This is a genomic window from Paenibacillus sp. 1-18, from assembly GCF_000520755.1.
Lineage (GTDB): Bacteria > Bacillota > Bacilli > Paenibacillales > Paenibacillaceae > Paenibacillus > Paenibacillus brasilensis.
The window spans coordinates 26,270-37,815 of sequence record NZ_ASSB01000241.1; the positions used below are offsets into that span (position 1 = coordinate 26,270).

The following is an 11,546-nucleotide window of genomic DNA, read 5'->3' on the forward strand; positions in this document are numbered from 1 at the left end:
ATGCTCCTTTTCAGGAGTGTGGTTTTTTTCTTCAACTAAAGCAGATTTGTTTCCTGTAACTGAAAAGGTTATAATAGAGTAGTTTCTTAACCTTAAACTTTAAAATATTGGAGGCGAGCGTTTGCGATGAAAGCATTTGAATTTTATAATCCGACACAATTGATCTTCGGTAAGGGACAATTGGAAGCTCTCAAACGTGAAGTTCCTAAATATGGTAAACGTGTATTGCTTGTATATGGCGGCGGGAGCATTAAGCGCAGCGGTCTGTATGATAATGTAATAAGTTTGCTCGGTGAAATCGGTGCAGAGGTAACAGAACTGGCTGGTGTAGAACCAAATCCTCGCTTGTCTACCGTACATAAAGGCGTGGAATTGTGTAAAACACATCAAATCGACCTCGTATTGGCTGTGGGTGGCGGTAGTGTGCTGGATTGCTCCAAGGCCATCGCTGTTGGCGCGAAATACGATGGCGATATGTGGGATTTTGCGGAGCGTAAAGCGGCTCCAAAGGCGGCATTGCCATTAGGTACAGTTCTGACGATGGCAGCAACCGGTTCCGAAATGAACGCAGGTTCTGTCATTACGAACGAAAAAACACAAGAAAAATTGGGATGGGGTAGCGTATATGCGTTCCCTGCGTTTTCCATTCTCGATCCGGTGAACACGTATTCTCTGCCGCGTGATCAAACCGTTTACGGAATTGTGGATATGATGTCACATACACTGGAGCATTATTTCCATTTGGAATCCAATACTCCCGTTCAACTGGGCTGGTGTGAAACGATTTTGCGTACGGTCATGGATGCGGCTCCGGGTCTGGTTAACGATCTGGAAAACTACGAGTTGCGTGAAACGATTATGTATTGTGGAACAATGGCGCTGAACGGCTTTCTGAACATGGGACTGACAGGTGACTGGGCTACTCATAATATTGAGCATGCTGTGTCTGCTGTGTATGATATTCCACATGGCGGAGGACTGGCTATTCTGTTCCCGAACTGGATGAAACACAATCTGCATGTGAAGCCTGAACGCTTCAAGCAACTGGCTGTGAATGTATTCCATGTGAACCCGGAAGGCAAGAGTGATGAAGAAGTAGCGTTGGAAGGCATTCAGGCGCTGCGTGATTTCTGGAACTCGATTGGTGCGCCAAGCCGTCTGGCAGATTACGATATTGATGCTTCCAAAATTGATGTTATGGCCGATAAAGCTGTGAAATTTGGAGCTTTCGGCGGCTTTAACAAGCTCAATCGCGAAGATGTAGTGGAAATTTACAACGCTTCTCTGTAAATCGGTTTCGGATTACTATAAGCACGTTTGTACGTCATTTGACGTAGGAACGTGCTTTTTTGAGTTTCATATAAGTCATTGGAGGAAAATTTTGAAACTTTTCAAGGTTGAATACGTAAACATAGTTATAGACTGGAAACCAGGCTGAAAAGGCATATGGAAGGAGGAGCCGCATGGAAACCCTATTCTGGTGGTTATTGGTAGGGGGCGCTATCTTTACGGTAGTCAGCGTGCTGATCGGAGATGTGCTCGGTAGTTGGCTGGATGGGGCGTTGGAGCTGCCGGGCCTTGATTGGTTCAGACCTGTCGTTTTACTTGGAGCCATGACTGCCTTTGGCGGGGCAGGTGTGCTATTGACGAAATATACAGGGCTAGGCACGGGCTGGGTCGTTGTGCTTGCTTTTTGTGTTGCATTTGTCATTGGAATACTTGTGTTTTTTGCGTTTATCAAGCCAATGGCGAACTCGGAGGTATCCAGCGGCTTCTCTATGCGTGAGCTGACTGGCAGGATCGGTGAGGTCACCATTCCGGTGCCGGAGGTTGGTTACGGGGAGGTTATGATCCGCTTGGGTGCAGGCAACACCATACATACAGCATCCAGCTTTGATCACAAACCGCTGGCTGCGGGGACCCGTATCGTCGTGGTTGAGGTCGCAGAGGGCGTCGTTCGCGTAGCATACCTGGACACATAGACGGCGCATTCGCTTAACTTGAAGGGAGCGTGAACGGGAGTGTCAAATTTGCAGGATATTGTGCTGGTCCCTGGGATTGTTGTTATCGTTATTGTCATGTTAGGGATTGCTTTTTGGGCCCGCTACAAAACGGTTGGACCGGATGAAGGGATGATCGTAACGGGTTCTTTTCTGGGAAATAAAAATATTTCCGAGGATGAATCCGGTCGCAAAATTAAAATTGTACGCGGTGGAGGGGCCTTTATTTGGCCTATTTTCCAGCAATCCGAATTTATTTCTCTCTTGTCCCACAAACTTGACGTAACAACACCGGAAGTATATACGGAGCAAGGGGTTCCAGTGATTGCTGACGGTGTAGCCATTATTAAGGTCGGCAGTTCCATTGAGGATATAGCGACAGCAGCCGAACAATTTATTGGGAAGCCCTTGGAGGCTCTCAAGGGAGAGGCTCAGGAAGTACTGGAAGGGCATTTGCGTGCCATTCTCGGCTCGATGACGGTGGAGGAAGTGTACCGAAATCGGGATCGGTTCGCCCAGGAAGTACAGGGCGTAGCTGCTCGCGATCTAAAAAAGATGGGTCTGCAAATTGTATCATTCACCATCAAGGATGTGCGTGACAAACATGGATATCTGGATGCGCTCGGTAAGCCGAGAATCGCCGCCGTGAAACGGGATGCGGAGATTGCGGAAGCAGAGGCTGTGCGGGATGCGCGGATTCAGAAGGCTCGTGCAGAACAGGAAGGCCAGAAGGCCGAGCTGCTGCGCGATACCAATATTGCCGAGGCAGCCAAGGAGAAGGAACTGAAAGTGGCTGCGTTTAAGAAAGAGCAGGATACAGCCAAGGCCGACGCCGATCAGGCTTATCATATTCAGGAGGCTCGTGCCAAGCAGACGGCTGTTGAGGAGCAGATGAAGGTTGAACTGGTCCGCAAGGAGCGGGAGATTGATCTTCAAACCAAGGAAATTCAGGTTCGTGAAAAGCAATACGATGCGGAAGTGAAAAAGAAAGCGGAAGCCGATCGGTATGCCGTAGAGCAAGCAGCGGAAGCGGACAAATCGCGAAAAATGCGCGAGGCGGAATCGCTGCAATACTCGATTGAGACACAGGCTAAAGCATCCGCTGAGCAAAAACGTCTGAACGGGCAGGCCGAAGCGGACGCAGAACGTGCGAAGGGTACGGCGGATGCAGACGTCATCCGTTTGCGTGGATTGGCAGAAGCGGAGGCTAAGGAAAAGCTGGCGGAGGCGTTCCAGAAGTTTGGAGAGGCAGCCGTACTCGATATTATCGTGAAGATGCTGCCTGATTTGGCTGGACGTATTGCCGAACCGATTGCGTCCATTGATAAACTGACGGTTGTTGATACAGGCAAAGGGGAAGGAGCTGCACGTGTCAGCAATTATGTCACAGAAGTGATGGCTACAGCTCCCGAGATGCTGAAGAGTGTATCCGGTATTGATGTGGAGCAGTTAATTAAAGGGCTGACCACTGGGAGAAATGGCCTTCATTCCGCACCATCCTCCGATGAACCGGATAAGCTGCACATTCATGCCCCGGTTGAGGTAGCTTATTCAGATAAAGAATAAAATATAAGTCTTTATGGGAGCAGATGATCCTGAACAGAAAGACCGCTTTTCATCACAGTTTTTCCCGGCAAGTGTGATGAAAAGCGTTTTCTTTTTATTGACCTTTAGCAGAATATTTGGTACTTTTACGTGGATTCCTCTGAGCATCATGCTATAATTCTTAGGATCAAGGTTCTGATAAAAAGAGGTGCGGATGTGAGCAGCCTACAAGTGGCGAAAGCGCTGAATAACAATGTGATTATAGGAATGCATCCCGAACATGATGAGGTTGTCGTGATTGGAAAAGGAATCGGTTTCAATCGCAAAGCCGGCGATGTTATACCGTTGGATTCAGTTGAAAAATTATTTATATTAAAAAGCCATGAAGAGCAGGAGCAATACAAACGTCTGCTTCCTGAGCTGGATGAAAAGCTCATTGAGGTCATCGGTGAGGTGCTTCATCTGGTTCAGCTTCAAGCGAAAAAGCCTTTGAATGAGCACATATTAATTGCTTTAACCGACCACATCGCTTTTTCCATCAACCGTCAGAAACAGGGGATTACAATTCATAATCCGTTTCTGTACGAAACCAGGGAAATATATCCTCAGGAATATAAAATGGCTGAGCAGGCCGTTTCTTTAATCAGGGATAAGATGGATGTGGATTTGGGAGAAGATGAAATCGGATTTGTGGCCTTGCATATTTATAGTGCCATGACGAATCAGCATATTTCCGAGGTTCGGAAGGATTCTCGTCTGATCGCTGATATGGTTCAGGTCGTCGAGAATACCCTCGATTATCGTATTCCTCTTCAATCTCTTGATTATTCCCGCCTGCTGACTCATCTGAGATTTGCCATTGAACGTGTGCGCCGGGGTGAGATTGTGCAGGAGATTTATCGATTGGACAAGCTTTTGAATGAGGAGTATCCGGAAATGTATATGCTGGCCTGGAAGCTCACCAAAATTATGGAGAAAAGGCTCCGTAAACCTGTGTATCCGGCTGAGGTCAGCTATTTAACGATGCATTTGCAGCGGTTATCCCAGCGCAAAGAGCAGGGAGAGTAACCATAACTAAGTCGGGAAATAAAAAAGTATTGCCTCGCTGCTAACAGGGTGCTATAATCAACGATGTAATGAGCAAGACAACAACTGAACATTTAACGTGTTACTGATTCGATCAGGCATGAGTTGTTTTAAGTTATGATTGTTTACAGCCTACAGGGGTAAGCTATATCCCAAGGTTGTGTTCAAACATACTTAAATCGGCTCATGCCTTTTTTGTTGTTTTGCCTCTGCATTCTAATTTTTTAGAGAAGGAAGTGGAACGTATGTTTAAGAAGCTTTTCGGCGTTTTACAGCGTGTCGGCAAAGCTTTGATGCTTCCTGTAGCTATTTTGCCAGCTGCGGGACTTTTATTGGGAATTGGTAACATGCTGGTCAACCATGATTTTCTCCAGTACTTTCCTGCATTAAATGCGGGCTGGGTACAATCAGTTGCGACGATCATGATGAATGCCGGACAAATCGTTTTTGATAATTTGGCATTGTTGTTTGCTGTCGGCGTAGCCGTCGGTCTGGCAGGCGGTGAAGGTGTAGCAGGGTTGGCTGCGATCATCGGTTACCTCGTCATGAATATTACGCTGGGAACAGCCGTTGGCGTCACACCGGGCCTGATTGCCCAAAAAATCCCGGGCTATGCAAATGTATTGGGGATTCCAACGCTTCAAACAGGGGTATTCGGCGGGATTATCATCGGTATCCTGGCCGCGTCTATGTACAACCGCTTTTTCAAAATTGAGCTGCCTTCGTATCTGGGCTTTTTCGCAGGTAAGCGCTTCGTTCCGATTGCAACGGCAGTATCTTCGTTGCTGATCGGGCTGCTGTTGGTCATTGTATGGCCTCCCGTACAGCACGGACTGAACGCCGTATCTCACTTCATGGTTGATTCCAATCCGACATTGGCAGCTTTCATTTTTGGTGTCATTGAACGTTCACTCATTCCTTTCGGATTGCATCATATCTGGTATTTTCCGTTCTGGTTTGAGTTCGGCGAATATGTTAACAAAGCAGGTCAAACGATTCATGGTGACCAGCAAATCTTCATTAACCAGCTTCGTGATGGAGTAACCTTGACTGCAAGTACGTTCCAAGTGGGTAAGTTCCCGTTCATGATGTTCGGTCTGCCAGCCGCAGCGCTTGCGATGTATCATGAAGCAAGACCGGAACACAAAAAATATGTAGCAGGTATTATGGGTTCAGCAGCATTGACTTCGTTTTTGACAGGGATTACGGAGCCGCTGGAATTTTCTTTCCTGTTTGTAGCTCCATTACTTTTTGCAGTACATGCTGTGTTTGCAGGTTTGTCGTTCGCGGCCATGCAAATTTTGAATGTTAAAATCGGTATGACGTTTTCCGGCGGATTTATCGACTTCCTGATTTTCGGGATTATTCCAAACCGTACTCCTTGGTGGTATGTCATCATCGTCGGTCTGATTTTGGCGGTAATTTACTACTTCGGATTCCGATTCATCATACGGAAGTTCAACCTGAAAACGCCAGGGCGTGAAGAGGCTACAGAAAATGTGGATGGTGCAGCAGTCGGTAGTAGTGACGAGCTTCCACACAACATTTTGGCGGCTTTTGGTGGTTCCTCGAATATCAAGCATCTGGATGCTTGTATTACACGTCTTCGGATCGAGGTTAATGAAAAATCGAACGTTGACAAAGCACGTTTGAAACAGCTTGGCGCATCGGGTGTCCTTGAAGTCGGCAATAACGTACAGGCGATTTTCGGTACACGTTCCGATACGATTAAAACTCAAATGGCTGATATCATGGCGGGACGCACGCCTGCACCTGCTCCGGCACAACCAGCCCCACAAGAGGAAAAGGAAGCTGGACAAGAGCAACAAACGATTATTGTGGAAGATATCGTGATGCCTGTTAATGGTGAATTGGTTGATATTTCAACAGTTCCCGATCCGGTATTTGCAGAGCGTATGACAGGAGACGGTTTTGCAGTTGTGCCAAATGATGGAACAATCGTATCCCCTGTTTATGGTAAAGTATTTAATGTATTCCCAAGTAAGCACGCGGTGGGTATTCAATCCGATGGCGGTAAAGAAGTGCTTGTTCATATCGGGGTGAATACAGTGAAGCTGAAAGGACAAGGTTTTGACGTTTTGGTGAACGAAGGCGATCTTGTGTCAGCCGGTCAGCCGATCATGAAAATAGACCTGGAATACTTGAAAGCAAACGCTAAATCCATCATTTCACCTGTCATTTTTACCAACCTTCCAGAAGGCTCCTCTGTAACTTTAAACAAAACAGGAGTATTGAAGGCTGGCGAAGATGATATAATTACGATAAAATAAATTCTATGTGTTTCGGTTTAATGATTGGGCGGCATAGCCCGTCTGATCATTGCCCGGTTTCACTGCACGTATTTTACTGCGTGTAAACAAATACTATCTTTAGAAAAGTGGGAGGAACAAATTTATGCAAACAACTTTTAGAATTACAGATGAAGACGGTATCCATGCACGTCCTGCAACTGCGCTGGTAAATACAGCTAACAAATTCAGCGGTGCTGAATCTTTTGCCGAAGCTAATGGTAAAAAAGTAACTTTGAAATCAATTCTGGGTGTATTGTCGCTGGGTCTGGAACAAGGTGATACGATTAATATTATCTGTGAAGGCGCTGAAGCTGCTGAAGCTCTGAAAGCTCTTGAAAATGTAATCGTTAACGAAGGGCTGGGCGAAGTTCATGCTTAAGATCTCCGGGATTGCCGCTTCGGCAGGCATCGCCATTGCCCGGGCGTTTATCTTGGAGCATCCGAATTACGCTGTAGAGAGACGCGCGGTTGGTGACGTTGAAGCTGAAATTGCAAGATTGGATGCGGCTTTGGTAGAATCTCAAACCGAATTGGAAACGATTAAGGAGAAAACATTAAAGGAGCTGGGCGAGAAAAAAGCAGAAATTTTTGCTTCTCACCTGTTGATCCTGAATGATCCTGAATTGATCGATCCAGTAAAAGCTAAAATCAGAGACGAGCAGCTTAATGCTGACTATGCCTTGGATGAAGTGGCTACACAGTTTATTTCCATGTTTGAAAACATGAAAAGTGCATATTTGCAAGAACGCGCGTCTGACATGCGTGATGTAACCAAACGGGTGCTCAATCATCTGCTTGGTGTTCATTTTGTCAGCCCTGCAGAAATTGCCGAAGAAACGATTGTGCTTGCTGAAGATTTGACACCTTCCGACACAGCTCAGCTGAATCGTGAATTTGTTAAGGGTTTTGCAACGAATATCGGCGGACGTACTTCGCATTCGGCGATCATGGCTCGCTCACTTGAAATTCCTGCGGTCGTAGGAACCAAAAATATATTGTCTCAAGCTAAAAGCGGCGATTTGATCATCGTTGATGGTTTGGATGGGCACGTATTCATGAATCCTTCTGAAGAGATCGTTGCAGAGTACCGTGCTAAACAAGTGGCATACGACAAGCAACGCGAAGAGTGGCGAAAGCTGCGTGGCGAAGCTACGGTTTCTGTCGATGGTGTCCATGTCGAATTGGCAGCCAATATCGGTACGCCTAACGACGTAGCTGGTGTTCTGGATAACGGTGGAGAAGGCGTCGGCTTGTATCGTACAGAATTCTTGTATATGGGACGCGACAAGCTCCCATCCGAAGAAGTACAGTACACAGCATACAAAACCGTTCTGGAAAAAATGGAAGGTAAGCCGGTTGTAGTCCGTACGTTGGACATCGGTGGCGACAAAGAACTTCCTTATCTGGACCTGCCGAAAGAAATGAATCCGTTCCTCGGATTCCGTGCTATTCGTCTGTGTCTGGATCGTCAGGATATTTTCCGTACTCAATTGCGTGCTTTGTTGCGGGCAAGTGTACACGGTAACCTGCGTATCATGTTCCCGATGATTGCTACACTGAACGAATTCCGTGAAGCAAAAGCAGTTTTGCTGGAGGAAAAGGAAAAGTTGGTAGCCGAGGGTGTAGCCGTAGCTGAAGAAATTCAGCTGGGCATCATGGTAGAAATCCCTTCTACCGCGGTATTGGCTGATCAATTCGCGAAAGAAGTTGATTTCTTCAGTATCGGTACGAACGATCTGATCCAATACACGATGGCTGCAGACCGTATGAACGAACGCGTATCTTACTTGTATCAACCATACAATCCATCCATTCTGCGTCTGGTGAAAATGGTTATTGATGCAGCTCACCGTGAAGGACGTTGGGTTGGTATGTGCGGCGAAATGGCAGGGGATGCAACAGCAATTCCGTTGCTGCTGGGTCTGGGACTCGATGAGTTCAGTATGAGCGCAACTTCCATTCTGCCAGCACGCAGTCAAATTTCCAAATTGTCTCGTGCAGACATGGAAAAACTGGCTGCAAAAGCTTTGGACATGCAAACAGCCGAACAGGTTGTTGAATTGGTTCAAAGCATTGAAGGCTAAGGGTATCACATTTTTAAGGGTAATATCTTTTCCAACAAAAAATTGCTGTGTACATACAGCAGCCGGTATCTTAACAGATACCGGCTTTTTTGTATGCTTCTTTTTTATATACTTTAGATAAAAATCGCTTTTAGCTGCACGAGCAGTTCAATACAGGCTTGCGGGCAGCGGTAGTTTCATCCAAGCGTGTGACAGGTGTGGTATAGGGTGCGTTAAGCACTAGCTCCGGCTTCTCCTCCGCTTCTCGCGAAATCTGAATCATGGTGTCGATAAAACCATCAAGCGTTTCTTTGCTTTCCGTTTCCGTCGGCTCAATCATGATACATTCCTCTACATTTAATGGAAAATAAATCGTAGGCGGATGGTAGCCGAAATCGAGCAATCGTTTGGCAACATCAAGCGTACGCACTCCAAATTTTTTTAAATTCTGTCCAGACATCACGAATTCGTGTTTGCAATGTCCCGGATAGGGAAGCTCAAAATACGGAGCCAGCCGGTGCATCATATAATTGGCATTAAGTACAGCACACTCAGAGACCCGCTTCAAGCCGTCAGGACCGTAGCTGCGGATGTAGGCATAGGCTCGGACGAGAATACCGAAGTTGCCGTAAAAGGCTTTGACCCGCCCGATGGAATCTCCCTGCTCCCTGTCCCAGTGGTACGTACCCTGAGCATCACGTACAACCAGCGGCTTGGGCAAATAGGGAATGAGCCGCTGCTTCACGCCGACAGGCCCTGCACCGGGTCCGCCTCCGCCATGCGGGGTACTCATCGTTTTGTGCAAATTGAGATGCACGACATCGAAGCCCATATCCCCGGGGCGGGTAATGCCCATGATGGCGTTGGAGTTCGCGCCGTCATAGTAGAGCAGCCCCCCCGCCTCATGCACAATCGCGGCAATGGCAGCGATTTGCTTCTCGAACAGGCCAAGCGTGTTCGGGTTGGTCAGCATGAGCGCAGCGGTGTCGTTGCCTACAGCTTGACGCAGTGCGTCCAGATCCACCAGCCCCTGAGGGGTGGAGGGAAGAGTGATCGTCTCGAAGCCCGCGACGGTTGCGCTGGCGGGGTTCGTTCCGTGCGAGGAATCCGGCACGAGCACCTTGGTACGTCGCTCACCACGGGCTTCATGGTATGAGCGGATCATCATCAGCCCGGTCCATTCGCCATGGGCGCCAGCGGCGGGCTGAAGGGTGACGGCATCCATGCCGGTTAACGCGGCCAGATCGTTTTGGAGCGTATGCAGCAGCTCCATGGCACCCTGGATGCTATTCTCAGGCTGATAGGGATGAATTTTAGCAAAGCCTGCATAACGGGCGACATCCTCGTTTACCTTCGGGTTGTATTTCATCGTACAGGAGCCAAGCGGATAAAACCCGTTGTCCACGCCAAAATTGCGCCGGGACAAGGCGGTGTAATGGCGAATCACGTCTACTTCGTATAGCTCCGGTAATGCCGCAGGCTCGCTGCGCAGCGCATAATCCGGCAAAAGCTCTGCCACCGGACGACGGGGAACGTCGCATGCGGGAAGGGAATAGGCGATGCGACCCGGACGGCTCAATTCAAAAATGAGCGCTTGATCGTGTTTCTTCAACAACTCTTGCTTCTGATCTTGTCCGGTGTGTGTCATAGCAATCCCCCCAAAGTGTGTACAAATTGGTCAATCTCTTCTTTGGCTCTTTGCTCCGTCACAGCGATCAGCATGTGACCGGCAAGTTCCTCGTAGTCCCGGCCCAACTCATAGCCGCCGATAAATCCTGCAGCGAGCAGTCCGGCCTGGAGCTTGTTCATATCCGTACCATCGGGCAGCTTGAGGGCAAACTCGTTAAAGGTCGGCGCGTTAAAGGAGACAGTCACACCCTTCAAGCTCAGCAATTGCTCTAATGCATAGCGGCTTTTATGCAAATTCAGCTCGGCTACTTCTTGCATGCCCCGTCTACCCATGACGGACAAATACACAGACGCAGATAAAGCAAGCAACGCTTGATTGGAGCAAATGTTAGACGTGGCCTTTTCACGGCGGATATGCTGTTCCCGTGCCTGCAAGGTCAGCACGAAGCCGCGTTTACCATTGCGGTCTGTGGTTTGGCCTACAATGCGTCCGGGGATGCGGCGCATATGCGCTTGAGAAACGGCAAAATAACCGCAGGTCGGGCCGCCGAGGGAGGAAGAGATGCCAAGTGGCTGTGCGTCTCCTACGACAATATCCGCTCCCTGCTTGCCGGGCGTCTCCAGCAAGCCCAGTGCCAGCGGATTGGCGCTGACAACCATAAGCCCTTGGTGTGCGTGGATCAGGTCAGCCATGAGCTTCACATTTTCCACGGCTCCGAAGAAGTTGGGGCTTTGGACCAAAACAGCTGCCGTCTGTTCCGATACGGCCTCTGCCAATGCCTCTGCATCCGTTACACCGTCGGAATAGCCAATCTCCACGATGTCCAAGCCCAGACCACGTGCATAGGCAGCCAATACCTGACGTGCCTCCGGGTGGACGGTCCGCGATACGATAAGCTGTTTACGGCGGG

At 48.3% G+C, this 11,546-nt stretch carries 9 protein-coding genes; 7 read left to right on the forward strand and 2 right to left on the reverse strand.

The annotated features are described in order from the left end of the window. Positions 1-126: 126 nt before the first annotated feature. From L693_RS0115055 to ptsP, 7 genes are all read left to right on the forward strand, one after another. Positions 127-1,290, forward strand: coding sequence for an iron-containing alcohol dehydrogenase (locus L693_RS0115055; protein ID WP_025717958.1), 1,164 nt, complete (start codon positions 127-129; stop codon positions 1,288-1,290). Between the two features lie 173 nt (positions 1,291-1,463). Continuing rightward, positions 1,464-1,982, forward strand: coding sequence for an NfeD family protein (locus L693_RS0115060; RefSeq protein ID WP_025717959.1), 519 nt, complete (start codon positions 1,464-1,466; stop codon positions 1,980-1,982). A 48-nt stretch (positions 1,983-2,030) separates the two neighbouring features. Beyond that, positions 2,031-3,566 (forward strand): flotillin family protein, encoded by a 1,536-nt coding sequence (locus L693_RS0115065; RefSeq protein ID WP_025717960.1) that lies wholly within the window; start codon positions 2,031-2,033, stop codon positions 3,564-3,566. A gap of 195 nt (positions 3,567-3,761) precedes the next feature. After that, positions 3,762-4,613: a glucose PTS transporter transcription antiterminator GlcT gene (glcT, locus tag L693_RS0115070; protein ID WP_025717961.1), complete on the forward strand. Its 852-nt coding sequence runs from the start codon at positions 3,762-3,764 to the stop codon at positions 4,611-4,613. Between the two features lie 263 nt (positions 4,614-4,876). Continuing rightward, entirely contained in the window at positions 4,877-6,922 is a 2,046-nt protein-coding gene (ptsG, locus tag L693_RS0115075) for a glucose-specific PTS transporter subunit IIBC (RefSeq protein ID WP_025717962.1), read from the forward strand. 124 nt (positions 6,923-7,046) lie between these two features. Continuing rightward, complete coding sequence (locus L693_RS0115080) at positions 7,047-7,322, forward strand: HPr family phosphocarrier protein (RefSeq protein ID WP_013372579.1); 276 nt, start codon at positions 7,047-7,049, stop codon at positions 7,320-7,322. Next, entirely contained in the window at positions 7,315-9,027 is a 1,713-nt protein-coding gene (gene ptsP / locus L693_RS0115085) for a phosphoenolpyruvate--protein phosphotransferase (RefSeq protein WP_025717963.1), read from the forward strand. Before L693_RS0115080 ends, ptsP begins: the two co-directional genes overlap by 8 nt. Positions 9,028-9,157: 130 nt before the next feature. On the opposite strand, the gene gcvPB is transcribed toward ptsP, so the two are convergent. Both gcvPB and gcvPA read right to left on the reverse strand, forming a co-directional pair. After that, a complete protein-coding gene (gene gcvPB, locus L693_RS0115090; protein ID WP_025717964.1) occupies positions 9,158-10,654 on the reverse strand; it encodes an aminomethyl-transferring glycine dehydrogenase subunit GcvPB in 1,497 nt (498 codons plus the stop codon). Continuing rightward, a partial coding sequence (gene gcvPA / locus L693_RS0115095; RefSeq protein WP_025717965.1) for an aminomethyl-transferring glycine dehydrogenase subunit GcvPA occupies positions 10,651-11,546 on the reverse strand: 896 nt, incomplete at its 5' end. The genes gcvPB and gcvPA, both read right to left, overlap by 4 nt.

Bases quoted from the DNA above. Each gene is read 5' to 3' on its own strand.
- L693_RS0115055 (WP_025717958.1), top strand. From the start codon at position 127: ATGAAAGCATTTGAATTTTATAATCCGACACAATTGATCTTCGGTAAG.
- L693_RS0115060 (WP_025717959.1), top strand. From the start codon at position 1,464: ATGGAAACCCTATTCTGGTGGTTATTGGTAGGGGGCGCTATCTTTACG.
- ptsG (WP_025717962.1), top strand. From the start codon at position 4,877: ATGTTTAAGAAGCTTTTCGGCGTTTTACAGCGTGTCGGCAAAGCTTTG.
- L693_RS0115080 (WP_013372579.1), top strand. From the start codon at position 7,047: ATGCAAACAACTTTTAGAATTACAGATGAAGACGGTATCCATGCACGT.
- ptsP (WP_025717963.1), top strand. From the start codon at position 7,315: ATGCTTAAGATCTCCGGGATTGCCGCTTCGGCAGGCATCGCCATTGCC.
- gcvPB (WP_025717964.1), bottom strand. From the start codon at position 10,654: ATGACACACACCGGACAAGATCAGAAGCAAGAGTTGTTGAAGAAACAC.